At 74.1% G+C, this 16,286-nt stretch carries 11 protein-coding genes and 1 pseudogene; 4 read left to right on the top strand and 8 right to left on the bottom strand.

What is annotated here, in order from left to right; all coding sequences use genetic code 11:
- Positions 1 to 129 precede the first annotated feature (129 nt).
- The 4 genes from ACFQZ6_RS28025 to ACFQZ6_RS28010 form a co-directional block, all read right to left on the bottom strand.
- Positions 130 to 852, bottom strand: a complete 723-nt coding sequence (locus tag ACFQZ6_RS28025; RefSeq protein WP_381614240.1) for a 3'-5' exonuclease — start codon at positions 850 to 852, stop codon at positions 130 to 132.
- Positions 853 to 1,009: 157 nt separating this feature from the next.
- A complete protein-coding gene (locus ACFQZ6_RS28020; protein ID WP_381614237.1) occupies positions 1,010 to 2,257 on the bottom strand; it encodes an SAV2148 family HEPN domain-containing protein in 1,248 nt (415 codons plus the stop codon).
- Positions 2,258 to 2,360: 103 nt separating this feature from the next.
- Positions 2,361 to 3,707, bottom strand: coding sequence for a copper amine oxidase (locus ACFQZ6_RS28015; protein ID WP_381614234.1), 1,347 nt, complete (start codon positions 3,705 to 3,707; stop codon positions 2,361 to 2,363).
- Positions 3,708 to 3,766: 59 nt separating this feature from the next.
- The gene (locus ACFQZ6_RS28010) at positions 3,767 to 4,576 is read right to left on the bottom strand and encodes a Tat pathway signal sequence domain protein (RefSeq protein WP_381614231.1); all 810 of its coding nucleotides are present in this window, start codon (positions 4,574 to 4,576) and stop codon (positions 3,767 to 3,769) included.
- A 184-nt stretch (positions 4,577 to 4,760) separates the two neighbouring features.
- Here ACFQZ6_RS28010 and glgX point away from each other — a divergent pair.
- From glgX to ACFQZ6_RS27995, 3 genes and pseudogenes are all read left to right on the top strand, one after another.
- Positions 4,761 to 6,898, top strand: a pseudogene (gene glgX / locus ACFQZ6_RS28005) (glycogen debranching protein GlgX).
- Positions 6,899 to 6,990: 92 nt separating this feature from the next.
- Positions 6,991 to 9,363 carry a malto-oligosyltrehalose synthase gene (treY, locus tag ACFQZ6_RS28000; RefSeq protein WP_381614228.1) on the top strand — a complete coding sequence of 791 codons (2,373 nt, stop codon included), beginning with the start codon at positions 6,991 to 6,993 and terminating at the stop codon, positions 9,361 to 9,363.
- Positions 9,364 to 9,507: 144 nt separating this feature from the next.
- Complete coding sequence (locus ACFQZ6_RS27995; RefSeq protein ID WP_381614225.1) at positions 9,508 to 10,758, top strand: M14 family zinc carboxypeptidase; 1,251 nt, start codon at positions 9,508 to 9,510, stop codon at positions 10,756 to 10,758.
- An 84-nt stretch (positions 10,759 to 10,842) separates the two neighbouring features.
- Here the strand turns inward: ACFQZ6_RS27995 and ACFQZ6_RS27990 are convergent, their stop codons facing one another.
- The 3 genes from ACFQZ6_RS27990 to ACFQZ6_RS27980 form a co-directional block, all read right to left on the bottom strand.
- Entirely contained in the window at positions 10,843 to 11,253 is a 411-nt protein-coding gene (locus ACFQZ6_RS27990) for an SSI family serine proteinase inhibitor (protein WP_381614222.1), read from the bottom strand.
- Complete coding sequence (locus ACFQZ6_RS27985; protein ID WP_381618697.1) at positions 11,250 to 12,599, bottom strand: M14 family zinc carboxypeptidase; 1,350 nt, start codon at positions 12,597 to 12,599, stop codon at positions 11,250 to 11,252. Before ACFQZ6_RS27985 ends, ACFQZ6_RS27990 begins: the two co-directional genes overlap by 4 nt.
- Before the next feature lie 163 nt (positions 12,600 to 12,762).
- Positions 12,763 to 13,317 carry an FHA domain-containing protein gene (locus ACFQZ6_RS27980; protein WP_381614219.1) on the bottom strand — a complete coding sequence of 185 codons (555 nt, stop codon included), beginning with the start codon at positions 13,315 to 13,317 and terminating at the stop codon, positions 12,763 to 12,765.
- 185 nt (positions 13,318 to 13,502) lie between these two features.
- Between ACFQZ6_RS27980 and treZ the strand changes: the two genes are divergently transcribed.
- On the top strand, positions 13,503 to 15,248 hold the full coding sequence (gene treZ / locus ACFQZ6_RS27975) for a malto-oligosyltrehalose trehalohydrolase (RefSeq protein ID WP_381614216.1): 1,746 nt from the start codon (positions 13,503 to 13,505) through the stop codon (positions 15,246 to 15,248).
- Between the two features lie 72 nt (positions 15,249 to 15,320).
- Here the strand turns inward: treZ and ACFQZ6_RS27970 are convergent, their stop codons facing one another.
- Positions 15,321 to 16,265 (bottom strand): aminoglycoside phosphotransferase family protein, encoded by a 945-nt coding sequence (locus ACFQZ6_RS27970; protein WP_381614214.1) that lies wholly within the window; start codon positions 16,263 to 16,265, stop codon positions 15,321 to 15,323.
- Positions 16,266 to 16,286 lie beyond the last annotated feature (21 nt).

Here is a 16,286-nt window from a genome sequence, read left to right as displayed (position 1 = left end):
TCTGCCTTCTGGTCTGCCTTCTGGTCTGCCTTCTGGTCTGCCTTCTGGTCTGCCTTCTGGTCTGCCTTCTGGTCTGCCTTCTGGTCTGCCTTCTGGTTTCACGGCATCCGTCCGGCGCCTGAAGGGCGCTCAGGCCCGTTCGCCCACCAGCTCCCGCACCGGCCACGTCCCGTCGACCACCGCGCCCGGGTCGCCCTTGCGGCGCAGGAAGTCCTGGAAGTCCGCCGCCCACCGCGCGTACCACTCGATCTGGCGGCGGTGCAGCTCCGCCGGGCCGAGGGCGGCGACCTTGGGGTGGCGGGTGGCTATCGCGCAGGCCAGACGGGCGGCGGCGAGGGCGTCGGCGGTGGCGTCGTGGGCGGTGTCCAGGGTGACGCCGTACTCGGCGCAGACCGCTTCGAGGTTGCGCTTGCCGCGGCGGTAGCGGTCCACCTGGCGGTCGATGGTGTACGGGTCGACGACGGGCGCGGGGTCCACGCCCCCCAGGCGGTCGCGCAGGGACGGCAGGGCGTGGCGGCGCAGTTCCGCGGCGAGCAGGGTCAGGTCGAAGGCCGCGTTGTAGGCGACGACCGGGACGCCCGTCTTCCAGTAGCCCACGAGGACGTCGGCGATGGCGTCGGCGACCTGGTCGGCGGGGCGGCCCTCGGTGGCCGCGCGCTCGTTGCTGATGCCGTGCACGGCGACCGCGTCGGCCGGGATCTCCACTCCCGGGTCCGCGAGCCATTCCCGGCGCCCCAGGGCCTGTCCGCCCCGCACCTCGATCACGGCTCCCGTGACGATGCGCGCCTCGTGCGGGTCGGTACCCGTCGTCTCCAGGTCGAAGCCGATCAGCAGCTCCTGGTGCCAGCCCATGGTGGCCCCCCTTCTTGGTGGTGCTCTCCCCCAGTGATCTCCACCTTCCCATGCGCCACTGACAATCGGAGGATCGCCTTCCGATCAGCCGCGGAGAAGCGCCGGGGAGGCCCCTGGAAAACGCCGGGCGCGCACCGGGCGCGCACCGGCGGAACATTCAGGACACAGGGCGGGAATCCGCCCACGTCACCTCGAACTCCTCCCGGTACGTGGCGAACAGTCCCACCTCTCCCGTGTCGTGCTGGTCGCCCGGTCTGACCACCTTGCTGCCGCCGCGCAGGACCAGCACCGGCGCCTCCATCCCTCGGGAGCGGCGCAGATAGGACTGCACGACCGCGATGCCGTCGGAGCCGTCGCCGTCGACCAGGTAGGCGGTGGCGCGCGGGGTCTCGTCGTAGACCTGGATCTGGAAGGCGTCCGGGTCGCGCAGCCGGGCGCGGACGCGGCGCATGTGGAGGATGTTCATCTCCACCGCGCGGCTCAGTTCGCCCCGTTTGATGCCGAGTTCGCGTTCGCGGCGCTTGACCGCGCTGGAGGCCGGGTTGAGGAACAGCAGGCGGACCCGGCAGCCCGCCTCCGCGAGGCGGACCAGGCGGCGGCCGGAGAAGTTCTGCACGAGCAGGTTGAGGCCGATGCCGAAGGCGTCGATGCGGCGGGCGCCCCCGAAGATGTCCTCGGCGGGGAACTGCCGCAGCAGCCGCACCCGGTCCGGGTGGACGGCGACGACGTCGGCGTACCGGTCGCCCACCAGGTCCTCCACGGCGTCCACCGGCAGTCGGCGCGCGGAGGGCACGTCGCTGCCCGCGCCGAGGATCTCCAGGAGCCGGGCGGAGGCGCGTTCCGCCTGGGCGAGGACGGCCTCGGACAGGGCCCGGTTGCGGGAGACGACGTTGCGGGTGACCTCCAGCTCGTCCAGGGCGAGTTCGACGTCGCGGCGGTCGTCGACGTACGGCTCGAAGCACGGCCAGTGCTGCACCATCAGCTCGCGCAACTGGGGCAGGGTGAGGAAGCTGAGGACGTTGTCGTCGGCCGGGTCGAGCAGGTAGCCCTTGCGGCGGCTGACCTCGCGGACCGCGACCGCGCGCTGCACCCACTCCTGTCCGGCCGGTCCGGCCGCGGCGACCACCCACTCGTCGCCGTGGACGGGTTCGTAGATCGGGCGCAGTATGGCGGCCACGACCGCGCGCAGCCGCTGTTCGACGAGGTTGAGCCAGATGTAGGCCCGGCCCGCGCGCTGGGCGCGGGTGTGCACTTCGTGCCAGGCTTCGGCGTCCCAGTCCAGCTCCGGGCCGATGGAGTGGGTCTCCATCGGCCGGGCCAGCGACACCGTGCCGGGCGGGACGTCTGTGGAGTGACCCTCGTGACCCTCGTCACCAGGGGGCAGCTCCAGCCCTCCCGAGCCCACCCGCGCACCGCCTTCCGCTCCCCCGGGCACTCCCCGTCTCAACGATCAAGGAAGGGTACTCCGGGAGCGGTCGGCGGTGCAGCAGGATGCGCAGGGTCGTTGCTCAACTACCGTTTTCGGGAGCCCCGTTCTGGTCGGCCAGCTCCGCGGGAGTGAGCGGATTCATAGCGGTGACGTCGCGCGGGGTGAGCGTGAAGCCCTGCCAGTGGACCGGCATGGGCTGCTGGTCCTCGTCGCGGGCGACGTGGTGGAAGCCGACGTTCACCCAGACCACGGGCCGCTTGAGCTGCTGTCCGTCGACCCACTTGTCCACGGACCTGCCGTGTCCGGCGGGGCAGGCGCCCAGGTTGTCGCTGGCGAACTGCTCGCACTTGTCGTACTCGGTGAAGTAGACGTCGTGCCGGGTGTAGGCGCGGCCGGGGTACTTGGCGGACGGGCCGGGGACGATCTCGTACGACCGCTTGTGGCCGTCCTTGTTCTTGCCGGTGGCGCTGACGACGCGCCACCAGCGCATGTTCTTGGCGTCCCCGGCGAGTTCGTTGGTGACCTTGGTGCGGGTGGTGGTGTTGCGGGGGCCCTCGCCGCCGCGCGCGGGCGGGGTGACCTTGGAGTCGTACTGTTCGACGCGGCCCTTGGAGGAGCCGTCCAGGGCGAAGTTGAGCTTCCAGAAGACGTTGTGGCTGTGGCTGGTGGCGTAGTCCTTGGCGCCCTCGCCGAGCGGCCAGCCGTGGCCGTCCCCGGCGTCGTAGTCGAACGGGGAGAGGGAGCCGGTGGCGCCGACGTTCATGGAGATGGTGCCGTCGTCCTGGAACCGCCACTCGGTGATGTACTCGTACCAGCCGGTCTGGTTGACGGTGTAGACCAGCAGGTCCTTGCCCTGCTTCTGGAAGACCTTGTTCGCGGCGTCGCCCTGCATCCGGTAGGCGTGCCCGCGCGAGCGGGTGGTGGTGCACAGGCCCTTGACCTGCGCGCGGCTGGGGTCCCAGGCGTTGGGGACCTTGACCGTCTTCAGGGTGCCGCCGGGGCATTCGGCTGGCTTCAGTTCCATCAGGCCCTGGGCGAAGCCCGCCTGGGTGAGGTCCTGGTACTCGTTCTGGCCGTCGTCGTAGGGGACGTGTATCTGGCTGAGTCTCGCGGCGGAGAGGACCTTGATGGGGCTGGTCTCGCCGGGCGGCTGGTAGGAGACGTCCGCCAGGACGAGTCCGGCGTCCTTGTGGTAGCGCCAGCACATGCGCCAGGTGGTGCCGGTGCTGAGTTTCTGTTCGATGCGGTGGGCCTCGCTGCACTCGGCGGCCGCGGTGGGTGCCGCGGCGGGGCCCTGCGCGGGGCGGGCGGCGGCCGGTCCGGCGCCGGTGGTGGCACCGGCGGCGAGGGCGGCCAGGGCGAGGGCCGTACCGGCGGCGCGGGTACGGGCGCGGGTGTCCTTCTTGAGCATGACGAACTTGGGCATGACGAAGTGACTCCTATAAGGAGTGAGTTGGAAAAGTGGACCGGGTCGGAGGGGCCACGTCAGTCGCGGTTCAGCCTCGCGACGCGGTGCGCGCTCAGGTCGATGACGAAGTCCCGGGCGTCGATCCACGGGCCGTTGCGCACCTTCGGGAACAGCCGTACGCAGCGGTGCGTGCCGCAGTCGTCGAGGACGGCGGGCTGGGCGCCCGGCGTGGCCTTGTAGACCATGGCGTTCAGCAGGAGCTGGTCCGGTGAGGTGAGTTCCTTGCCGGTGGCGTCCCGGTAGTCGGCCCGCAGGCCCGCGCCCAGCGGGTCGGCGATCAGCAGCCGGGCGGCCTCGGTGTTCTCCTCCCGGGTCGCCGGTGGCTGGACGCCCCGCTGGCTGGCGCTGTGCTCGACGTCGCCCGTGTCGAGGTTGACGGTGCGGGTGACGAGGGTGTCGTCGGCGTAGTCGTAGAACGTGACGTCGGCGCGCCGGGGCGCGTCCTGGGTGTCGAGTTCGCCGGGTTCCGGTTCGGCGAGTTCGACGCCGAGGCGCTGGGGGCCGCGGTCCCCTTCGACGTCCTCCGCGGCGGTGCGGAGCTGGCGGTTCAGGGCGAGGTCCACGACGCGTTCGGTCTCGTCCTCGGTCAGCGGGTCGCCGCCCGTGCCCGTCTCGCCCTCCGGTGGCGCTTCCTCGACGACGGCTGGAGGCGCCGCCGCCTGTCCCTGGCCGGGGACCGAAGCCCCGGCCGTCTGGCCGCCCGTGGCGGTGTCGTCGGCGTCCGCCTGGCCCGGCAGCGTGACGGCGGCCATCACGGCGGTCCCGGCCACCGCGATGGCCGCTCCGGCCACTATCTTCCCGAGATGGCGGTGCAGTGCTCTGCGCACATCTTCCCCCTACTCCTCGTTGGTCTGACGGGAGTACGTGATCTCGCCCCATGGTCTGGGCATACGGCGTATGCGTGGGGCGTCCGGTAAGAGGGGCGCGGGACAGGGGTGGTTCCCTCACTTTGGGGGAGACTCGAAGCCAAGGCGCCACCCGGGGCGCGGCACACCTGGAAGAGTCGTATCCATGCAGGTCTGGCCTGGAGAGGCATATCCACTCGGCGCCACGTACGACGGCGCCGGGACCAACTTCGCGGTCTTCACGGAGAGCGCGGACCGAGTAGAGCTGTGTCTGCTGCACGACGACGGCTCGGAGACGGCGGTGGAACTGCGCGAGAGCGACGCGTTCGTGCGGCACGCGTACCTGCCGGGCGTCATGCCGGGGCAGCGGTACGGCTACCGCGTGCACGGCCCGTACGCCCCCGAGCGCGGGCTGCGCTGCAACTCCGCGAAGCTGCTGCTCGATCCGTACGCGCGTGCGATCAGCGGGGAGATCCAGTGGGGCGAGGAGGTCTACGGGTACCACTTCGGCGCCCCCGACCGGCGCAACGACCTGGACTCGGCCCCGCACACCATGACGTCCGTCGTGGTGAACCCGTACTTCGACTGGGGCGACGACCGGCGGCCCCGTACCGAGTACCACGAGACGGTGATCTACGAGGCGCACGTCAAGGGCCTGACGATGCGCCACCCGGGGCTGCCGCAGGAGCTGCGCGGCACCTACGCGGCGCTCGCGCACCCGGCGGTCATCGAGCACCTCACCGGGCTCGGGGTGACGGCGCTGGAGCTGATGCCCGTACACCAGTTCGTCAACGACCACCGGCTGGTCGACATGGGCCTGGCCAACTACTGGGGTTACAACACCATCGGCTTCTTCGCCCCGCACAACGCCTACGCCTCCTGGGGCGACCGCGGGCAGCAGGTGCTGGAGTTCAAGTCGGCGGTGCGCGCGCTGCACGAGGCGGGCATCGAGGTCATCCTCGACGTGGTCTACAACCACACCGCCGAGGGCAACCACCTGGGCCCGACGCTGTCGTTCCGGGGCCTGGACAACCCGCAGTACTACCGGCTCGCCGACGACCCGCGCTACTACATGGACACCACCGGCACCGGCAACTCGCTGCTGATGCGCTCCCCGCACGTGCTCCAGCTCATCATGGACTCGCTGCGCTACTGGGTCACCGAGATGCACGTCGACGGGTTCCGCTTCGACCTCGCCGCCACCCTGGCGCGCCAGTTCCACGAGGTGGACCGGCTGTCGTCGTTCTTCGACCTGGTGCAGCAGGACCCGGTGGTCTCCCAGGTGAAGCTGATCGCCGAGCCGTGGGACGTGGGCGAGGGCGGCTACCAGGTGGGCAACTTCCCGCCGCTGTGGACCGAGTGGAACGGCAAGTACCGCGACACCGTACGGGACCTGTGGCGGGGCGAGCCGCGGGCGCTCGCGGAGTTCGCCTCCCGGCTGACCGGCTCCTCCGACCTCTACCAGGACGACGGGCGGCGGCCGCTGGCCTCGATCAACTTCGTCACCTGCCACGACGGCTTCACCCTGCACGACCTGGTCTCCTACAACGACAAGCACAACCAGGCCAACGGCGAGGACAACCGCGACGGCGAGAGCCACAACCGGTCCTGGAACTGCGGCGTGGAGGGCGACACCGACGACCCGGCCGTGCTGGAGCTGCGCGCCCGCCAGATGCGCAACTTCCTCGCCACGCTGATGCTGTCCCAGGGCGTGCCGATGATCAGCCACGGGGACGAGTTCGCGCGCACCCAGCGCGGCAACAACAACGCCTACTGCCAGGACAGCGAGCTGGCGTGGGTGCGGTGGCCGTCGCCCGACGAGGCGGAGTCCCCGGACGGGATCGACGTGCCGGGGCTGCGGGACTTCGTGCGGGCGATGGTGTGGCTGCGCAAGGACCACCCGGTCCTCAGGCGGCGCCGGTTCTTCCACGGGCGTCCGGTGGAGGGCACCCACGACGAGCTGTCCGACATCGCCTGGTTCACCCCGGAGGGCAAGGAGATGACCCAGCGGGACTGGGAGTCGGCGCGGGCGTCGGCGCTGACGGTGTTCCTCAACGGCAACGCGATCTCCGAGCCCGACCGCGCGGGGAGCGCATCACCGACGACTCCTTCCTGATGATGTTCAACGCCGCGCCCCGGCCGCTGGAGTTCGTGGTGCCGGTCAACCACGGCCGCCAGTGGCAGGTCGTCGTCGACACCGCCCGCACGGACGGGGTGCCGCCGGGCACGGGTCCGAAGGTGGCCGCCGGGGACCGGCTGACGCTGGTGGACCGGAGCCTGACGGTGCTCCAGCGGCCCGCGTGAGGCGCCCCCGCGAGGCGCTCGCGTGGGCCAGTGGAGGGGGTGCACGCCGGGGTGATGACACGAAAGGCGGCGGGACGGGTACGTGACATTCCATGACCCCTGAGCGACATGACCCCGCCGTTCCCACGGCCACCTACCGGCTCCAGCTCCGGCCGGAGTTCCCGTTCGCGGCGGCCTCGGCGGCCGTGCCCTACCTGGCCTCGCTCGGCGTGTCGCACCTGCACCTGTCGCCGGTCCTGGAGGCCGTGCCCGGCTCGGGGCACGGCTATGACGTCGTCGACCACGCGCGCGTGCGGGGCGAGCTGGGCGGCGAGGACGGGCTGCGGGCGCTGGCGGCCACCGCGCGGGAGCACGGCCTCGGTCTGGTGGTGGACATCGTGCCCAACCACATGGCGATGGCCCCGCGCCACAACCCCGCCCTGTGGGAGGTGCTGCGGGAGGGCCCGAAGTCGCCGTACGCGCGGTGGTTCGACATCGACTGGGAGGCGCAGGGCGGGCAGGTGCTGCTGCCGGTGCTCGGCGGGCCGCTCGGCGCGGAGATCGGCGCCCTGCGCGTCGACGGGGACGTCCTGCGCTACCACGACCACGCCTTCCCGCTGCGCGAGGGCACCGAGGACCTGCCGCTGCCGCAGCTCCTTGACGCGCAGTGGTACCGGCCGGTGTGGTGGCGGCTGGCGCGCACCGAGCTGAACTACCGGCGGTTCTTCAGCATCTCCGAGCTGATCGGGGTGCGGGTGGAGGACCCCGAGGTCTTCGACGCCACCCACGCCAAGATCCTCCAGCTACTGCGCGAGGGCGTCGTCGACGGGCTGCGGATCGACCACCCCGACGGGCTCGCCGACCCGGACGCCTACCTGCAGCGGCTGCACGAGGCGACCGGCGGGCGGTGGACGGTCGTGGAGAAGATCCTCTCCGACGGGGAGCGGCTGCCCGCCGCCTGGCCCGTCGCGGGCACCACCGGCTACGACGCCCTGCGGCACGTCGACGGGGTGTTCACGGACCCCGCGGGCGCCGGGGAACTCCTCGGCCAGTACCGGCGCTTCGCGGCCCCGCAGACCGACCGGGGCGGGCACTGGGAGGCGACGGTGCGGCGGGCGGCGTACCGGGTGCTGGAGCACGAGCTGGCCGCCGAGGTGGACCGGCTCACGCGGGTGGCGGGCAGGCTCTGCGCCACCTCGCCCGACCCCGCCCTGCGCGACAGGGCGCCGTGGGCGCTGCACGCGGCGCTGCGGGAGCTGCTGGTCCGCCTTGAGGTGTACCGGCCGTACCCCTCCGTCGACGCGGCGACCGTCCTGACGGAGGAGGCGGCGGCGGAGGCGCGGCTGGCGTTCGTGGTGCCCGAGGAGGCGGGCGCGGTGGACGTCGTACGGGGGCTTCTGCTGGGGCGCTACGGGGAGGGGCCCGCGCAGACGGAGCTGCGCACCCGGTTCGCGCAGACCGCGTCCGCGCTGCGGGCGAAGTCCGTGGAGGACACGGCGTTCTACCGGTACGTGCCGCTGCTGTCGGCGACGGAGGTGGGCGGGAACCCAGGGCGGCCCGCCGTCTCGCCGGAGGAGTTCCACGCGTACTGCGCGCGCGTGCAGCGCGACTGGCCGCTGACCGGGACGGTGGCCTCCACGCACGACACCAAGCGCAGCGCCGACGTGCGGGCCGCGCTGGCGGTGCTGACGGAGTGCCCCGGGCGGTGGGCCGACGTGCTGGCGGAGGTGACCCGCGCGGGTGACGGCGTCCCCGACGCGCAGCTCGCGTGGGCGGCCTGGCAGACGGTGTTCGGGCTCGGCGGGCCCGCGGCGCCGGACCGGGTCCAGCGGGCGCTGCTGAAGCACGTGCGGGAGGCGGGGCTGTTCACGAGCTGGACCGAGCAGGAGCCGCCGTACGAGGACGCGGTGGCGGCGTTCGTCGCGGCGGGCCCGTGCGGTCCGGCGGGCGCCCACGTGACGGCGCTGCGGGAGGCGCTGGAGCCGTACGTGCGGGCCAACGTGCTGGGGACGGCCCTGGTGCACCTGACGATGCCGGGGGTGCCGGACCTGTACCAGGGCACGGAGGGCGAGTACCGGGCGCTGGTCGACCCGGACAACCGGCGGCCGGTGTCCTTCCCGCCGGGTGACACCGGCGTGAAGGGCGCGGTGACACGGGCCGCGCTGGGGCTGCGCGGGCGGCGGCCCGACCTGTTCGGCGACGCGGCGACGTACGCGCCGCTCGCCGCCGAGGGGCCCGCCGCGGCCCACTGTCTCGCCTTCGTCCGCTCCGGGGCGGCCCTCACGGCGGTGACCCGGCTCTCGCTGCGGCTGGCGGAGGCGGGTGGCTGGGGCGACACCGTGCTGCCGCTGCCGCCGGGCCGCTGGACGGACACGCTGACGCCGGGCCGCGCGTTCACCGGGCACGCGCGCGTGGCGGAGCTGTTCGAGGAGCTGCCGGTGGCGTTGCTGGAGCGGGCGGACGGCTCGGACGACGCGCAGGACTGAGGAGGGGCACCCCAAGGGCGCGGGTCCGCTGGTGAGGCGCCGTGTGCGCCTCAAAGCGCCCCGGGGCGGCGCCCCGGCGTGTCATTGACAGCGCACGGCGGGCGTGGGGTACTGCGGAAGCGAAGCCGGGTGGGCCGGACGGGGGTGAGTCTTCTGCTGGAGCCGCGCTACCCCTGTGTACCCCAACTCATCGCGTCCGCCCGCCTGTTGGCCGCCCAGCAGCCGGACCTGTGCGCCTTCCGACAGGTCGGCGCCTCCCGCGCGGGCAGACCCCTGCACCTGCTGTCGGTGGGGCGCGCCCGGCGGGCCGTGCTGGTCGTCGCGGGGGCGCACGCGAACGAGCCGACCGGCGGCCCCGCCCTCCTCGCCCTGGCCGAGCGGGTGCTGCACGAGCGGGGCCTGCGGACCGGGACGTCCTGGCACTTCCTGCTGTGCGCCGACCCCGACGGGGCGAGCCTGCACCGCACCCCGGCGCCCCGCAGCCTGCTCGACTACCACCTCGGCTTCTACCGCCCCGTCAGCGCCGAGCAGCCGGAGTGGTCCCCCTCCGTGCTCCCGCCCGACCGGCTGCCGCCCGAGACCCGCGCCCTGACCGCCCTCATAGACGAGCTGCGCCCCTACCTCCAGGTCACCCTGCACGGCACCGACCTGGGCGGGAGCTGGGTGCAGCTCACCAAGGACGTGCCCGGCCTAGCGGAACCGTTCGCCAGGTCGGCGGCCCGGCTGCGCATCCCGGTGGAGACCGGCGCATCGGACGCCGCGCACTGGCCGGTGTCCGGGCCCGGCGTGCACGTCATGCCGGAGGCGGACCCGCGCGTGCCGTACCCGAGCCTCCCGGACGACGCCCGGCACAGCACCTGGTGCCACGTGCACCGGTACGGCGGTCTGACCGCCGTCGTCGAGGTGCCGATGTGGGCGAGCGACCTGGTCAACGACCCCGCCCCGCACCCGGCCCCGGCGCTGGCGCTGCGGCAGTTGGCGCGCAGGCTGCGCCGGGACGCGCGGGAGGTGGAGCGGGTGCTCAGCGAGGCGGGGACCCGGCTCGACGCCCTGGAGGGGCCGCTGCCACGGGCCGCCCGCTGGGCGCTCGACCTGGTGCCGGGGCTGGTCTCCGACTGGACGCACACGCCGCCCACCGGGCACTCCGTGGCCTACGTCGGCAGCGTGGACGCCTTCGCGCGGCGGCTGCCGCTGCGGGCGGCGGCGATGCTGCTGCGGGTGCTGCGCCGCACCGAGGACCGCGCGGCCCCGCGCCTGGAGCGGCTGGTGACGACGTGGAGCGACGCCTTCGCCGAGCGCTTCCAGGCCCGCTGGGTGCCGCTGGAGCACCAGGTGGAGCACCAGTCCGCCACGGTCGTCGCGACGGCCCTCCGGGCGCGTGAGCGGGCCGGGTGACGGCCCCACGCGCGAGCGGGCCGGGCCACCGCCCGGCAGCCGCCGCGCGGACCGCCGCCCTCGATCCACCCCAGGCCACCGCGCTCAGGCCGCCCCCAGCGCGAACACCGCCCCCGTACGCGCCGCCAGCTCGCACGGGTTGGCGAACGTCTCCCGGTACGAGACCGGGCGGCCGTGCCAGCGCCCCCGGGCCTGCGCGGTCACCGGCGCGTAGACCATCGCGCAGTAGCCGTCGCGCAGCGGGATGCGGCCGATGTCGCCGTCCGCCGCGGCGAGTTGCCCGCACGCCTCGGCGGCGCGCCCGTGGCCCTGCGGTGGGTCGCACAGCAGCAGCGTGCCGCGCGTGTCGCCGGACCGTGCGGCGCCCTGGGTGAGCGTCAGGTAGAGCCAGTCGCCCGCGAGGTGGCCCGGGGGCGCCGCGCCGAGGGTGAGGAGGGCGGCGGCGGCCAGCAGGGCGCCGCGCACCGCGCGCGCCGTGGTGGTGGTGTACGTCATTCCTCGTGCATCGGCACGGCGGGCTCCGAGCCCCACCCCGGCTCACCCGTTCGGGACCCGTCGGGAGCGCCCCGTACGGCCAGTTCGAACGCGGCGAGCACCACCCGACTCTGGTACTCGACCTGGCGCGTGAGGGGAATCCAGCGGGCGCCGCAGCCGTCGTGGAGGTCGGCGCACCACCGGTCGAGCAGCCGGTCGAGCTCGGGCCGTACGGCGGCGCCGTCCCGCCCGGCGGCACGGGCGAGCTGGTGCAGCAGTCCCGCGGTGCGCAGCGCGAGCCGCCGTCCGGCGATGTGCAGGGCGGTCAGGTGGGCGGTGCTCAGCGGCGGCAGTGGATGGGCGCGGTCGGCGGTGTCGGGGTCCCAGGCGTCGGCGAGGCCGGGGCAGACGAGCAGGTAGTCGTCGACGGGGGCGAGCAGCCGGGCGGCGTCCGCGGTGCTGGCGGTGTGCGGGCGGAGCCGCTTGAGGATTCGTTTCAGCAACCGGGTGTCATGGCGCAGGGTGCCGCTGACCACGCGCAGCGCCGCGTCCGGGTCGGCGGGCGGCGCGGCGTCCTCGACGGCGGGCACGCCCCACATCGGCGCCTCGACGACGGCCGTGACGGTGCCGTAGCGGTGCGGGTGGTACCAGGTCGACTCGACGGCGGCCTCGGTGATGGCGGCGGCCAGGCCGCTCGGGCGCGGCGGCGGTATGCGGTAGACGGCGGGGCCGAGGGTGGGCCAGTACAGGGTGTCGTAGGCGCCCAGCTCGCGCGGGATGCCGAGGCGGGCCGCGGCGCGGGCGATCCGGGCGGCGAGGCCCGGCAGGTCGCGGGTCAGCTCGACGAAGCCGCCGCCGACGTCGACGCCGTGCAGGGAGCACTGGAAGAAGGGTTTCAGTTCGTCCTGGAGCGCGAGCAGCGCCCGGGTCTCCGGCAGCGCCGCGGCGTCCGCGCCGTGCGGCAGCCACTCGGGCTGCTCCAGGAAGGCGGGCCGGTAGAACTCCCGGAAGTAGTCGTCGAGGACGTACGGCCCCGCCAGCCAGCCCTCGTTGCGGCGCAGCCCGTCGGGGTCGAGGCACAGCAGCAGGTCCCAGGTGGCGTCGGCGCCCTCGGTGAGCCCGGGGTCGGCGAGCGCCCGCTCGGCGAGCCGCAGCGCGGTCGCCCCGCCGACCGGCTCGTTGGCGTGCGGTCCGGCGACGACGAGGGCGTGGCGGCTGCCGTGTCCGACGCTCAGCAGCCACAGGGGCGTGCCCGCGCGGGAGGTGCCCACACGGCGCAGCCGGGCGTCACGCGGATGCCGGGTGACGAGTACGGCCGCTTGCTCGCCCAGCTCGTCGACGCTCGGGTAGCGGAGGAGTGGCGGCAGGGCACACCTCCGTGAAGTGGTGCCGTCGGTTCACCTGGTGTGGGTGGTGTACGCACAGTCAGTCACGACTTGGGGTGTACGTCAACACCACCACGATCCGCCCTACTTGGCCCGCGACACCGCCACGACCCGCCCTCCCTGGGCCGCGGGGAACCGTTCCGCCTCAGTCCGCGGCGAGCCGGAACAGCATCTGGCCGAAGCCGATCTGGTCGCCCTCGCGGACGACGGCGGCGCCGATGACGCGCCGTCCGTTGACCGTCGTGCCGTTGGTGGAGCCGAGGTCGCGCAGCACCCACAGGCCGCCCTGGCGGCTGAGTTCGGCGTGCACGCGCGAGACGGTCTCGTGCGTGAGCCGCAGGCCGTTGACGGGGTCGCGGCCTATGCGCAGCGGGTGGCAGGCGCCGGGGTGCGGCAGCAGCAGCTTGGGCAGCCGCTCGGACTGCCAGGCCCGGCGCAGCCGCTCGGTGAACCCGGAGACGGCCTCGACGGTGCCGAACACCAGCCGGGAGACCCGGCCGCCCTCGCTGGGCAGGTCGGCGGTGAGCGCGGCCAGCTCGTCGGAGCGGCGGGCGGCGAGCGCGAGTTCCATGCGCCGGATGAAGGTGTCGTGCGACAGACGGCCCATCGCGACGCCGTCACGCAGCACCTTCAGCGCTTTGTCGCGTTCCGCGTCGGACGGCCGCGCGAGGGGCGTGGGGAACTCGAAGGACGACGTCACGCTGGTGATTGTCGGTCAGTGAACTCCCGGTGTCCAGAAAACCGGGGACCGGCCCACCACGCGCGCGTGCGGGACCCGTACCTGACGACACCGGGTGCAAAAGAAATGATCCGCGGGCGGGCTGATCTCGTTTCAAGCACCATGGACTGGCTACATCACGGTGAGCAGACGAAGGGGAACCGTCCGTGCAGTTCGAGGTGTGGGCACCGCAGGCAAGCCGGGTCACGCTCCAGTGTGAGGGCGTCACCCGCGCGATGCGACCGGATCCGGAGCGGGCGGGGTGGTGGACCGTCGAGGCGGAGGCGCGGGACGGCACCCGGTACGGCTTCGCGGTGGACGACGGCCCCGTGCGGCCCGACCCGCGCTCCCGGCGGCAGCCGGACGGCCCGGACGGGCTGAGCGCCGTCGTCGACCAGGAGCGCTACGCCTGGCGTGCCGAGTGGCCCGGCCGCCCGCTGCCGGGCGCCGTGCTGTACGAGCTGCACGTGGGCACGTACACGCGCGAGGGCACGTTCGACGCGGCGGCCGAGCGGCTCGGCCACCTCGCGGAACTGGGCGTCACGCACGTGGAGCTGATGCCGGTGTGCCCGTTCCCCGGGCGGCACGGCTGGGGGTACGAGGGGGTGTCGCTGTGGGCCGTGCACGAGCCGTACGGCGGCCCCGAGGGGCTGAAGCGGTTCGTGGACCGGGCGCACGCGCTGGGGCTCGGGGTGGTCCTGGACGTCGTACACAACCACCTGGGCCCGTCCGGGAACTACCTGCCGTACTTCGGGCCGTACTTCACCGACACCCACCACACGCCGTGGGGTTCGGCCGTCAACCTGGACGCGCCCGGCTCGGACGAGGTCCGCGCGTACCTCGTCGACAGCGCGCTGGCGTGGCTGCGGGACTACCGGCTTGACGGGCTGCGCCTGGACGCGGTGCACGCGCTGGTCGACACGCGCGCGTGCCACTTCCTGGAGGAGCTGTCGACGGCGGTGGACACGCTCGCCGCCGAGTCGGGCAGGCCGCTGTTCCTCGTCGCCGAGACCGATCTGAACGACCCGCGGCTGATCGCGCCCCGCGAGGAGCACGGCATGGGGCTGCACGCGCAGTGGAGCGACGACTTCCACCACGCCCTGCACGCGGCGCTGACGGGTGAGTCGCAGGGCTACTACGCCGACTTCGCGCGGGCCCCGCTCGCCGCGCTCGCCAAGACCCTCACCGGCGGGTACTTCCACGACGGGACGTACTCGTCGTTCCGTGGGCGGCGCCACGGGCGTCCGCTGGACCGGGCGCGGGTGGCGGGGCACCGGCTGCTCGGCTACAGCCAGACCCACGACCAGGTCGGCAACCGCGCGCAGGGCGACCGGCTGGCCGCGCTGGCCTCCCCCGGGCTGCTGGCGTGCGCGGCGGCGGTGACGCTGACGGGGCCGTTCACGCCGATGCTGTTCATGGGCGAGGAGTGGGCGGCGTCCACCCCCTGGCAGTTCTTCACCGACCACACCGACCCGGAGCTGGCGGAGGCGGTCCGGCGGGGCAGGCGGCGGGAGTTCGCCGCGCACGGCTGGGCCGAGGAGGACGTGCCCGACCCGCAGGACCCGGCCACCCGGGACCGGTCCTGCCTGGACTGGTCCGAGCCGGAGCGGGAGCCCCACGCGCGCGTGCTGGCCTGGTACCGCCAGCTCATCGCCCTCCGCCACGAGCAGCCCGACCTGACCGACCCCGACCTCGGGGACATCAAGGTGGCCTACGACGAGCGGGCCCGCTGGCTCGCCTACCGGCGCGGGGACGTGTGCGTGGCCGTCAACCTCGGGAAGGAACCGGCGGTGATCCCGCTCGGCTCCCGCCCGGCACGGGTGCTCGCGGCGTGGGAGCCGGTGGGCGCGCCGGACGCGGAGGGCGGGCTGCACGTGCCCGCGGAGTCGTGCGTGGTGCTCACCCAGCCGTAGGCGGCTCCACGGGGCGCGCCCGCCCAGCCGTGTCCATCCGCGCAGGGCGCGCCCGGCCGGTCGTACGGGCCTTCACAGGGCGTCGTCCGCGTCCTCGGTCGGGAGGTCCGTGACGCGTTCCAGGAGGATGGCCTCCCAGGCCCGGCGCAGCCGTGTCCGCAGCAGTGGCGGTGGGGTCGTGCCGCGTCCGGCGAGCCGGTCGGCGAGGCGCAGCACCGCGTCGCAGCGGGCCAGCCACAGGCCGCGCAGGCAGGGCCGGGCGCCGTACCCGGCGAGGGTGGCCGCGCGGACGGCGGCGGGGGCGCCCACGGCGCGGGCCAGCCCGGCGATGTCCTCCGCCGGGTCCCCGACGATCGCGTCGGTCCAGCCGAGGACGCCGCGCACCCGGCCGTCGGCGCTGACCACGAGGTGGTCGTCGGCGAGCGCGTGGTGGACCAGGACGGCGGAGCCGGGCTGCGCGGCGAGCTGTACGGCGGCGGGCGGGGTGAGCTGGTGCAGCCGGGCCGGGTCGAACTCGTCGGCGTCGGCCAGCCGCTCCGCGGCCCGTACGGCGGCCCGGCGCAGCCCCTCCAGGGAGCGCGGGGCGACCCGGGCCACGCCGAGCTGCTCCGCCTGCCGCACCGGCACCTCGCGCAGCCCGGTGAGCAGCCCCGCGAGGTCGGCCTCTCCGACCGCGGACACCTCGTGCCCCTCGGCGGAGCCGCCCGCGACCCTGCCGTCCAGCGTGTACGTCAGTCCGGGCGCCCACTCGCCGTGCGCGACGCTGGTCGGCACGGCGACCGGCAGGTGCGGCCGGACCAGTTCGCGCAGCCGCAGCTCGCGGCGCTGGCGGGCGGCGGCGTCCCGGTCGGGGGCGAGCCGCAGCACCTGGCGGCTGCCGACCCACCACGTGGAGTACGCGCCGCCCGCGGCGACCGGCCGGACGTCCGGCCCGCCGGTCGCCGTCCCGGTCTCCCCGAGCAGGGCGTGCAGCAGTCGGCGGACGGTGTCCGCGGTGGGCGTCGGTGTCTGGGTCATGGTCGCGCCGTTGCCGTTGGG

Origin of the sequence: Streptomyces flavalbus, from assembly GCF_042674625.1 — a bacterium.
Taxonomy (GTDB): Bacteria; Actinomycetota; Actinomycetes; order Streptomycetales; family Streptomycetaceae; genus Streptomyces; species Streptomyces flavalbus.
This window is presented reverse-complemented; position numbering and strand designations above follow the sequence as displayed.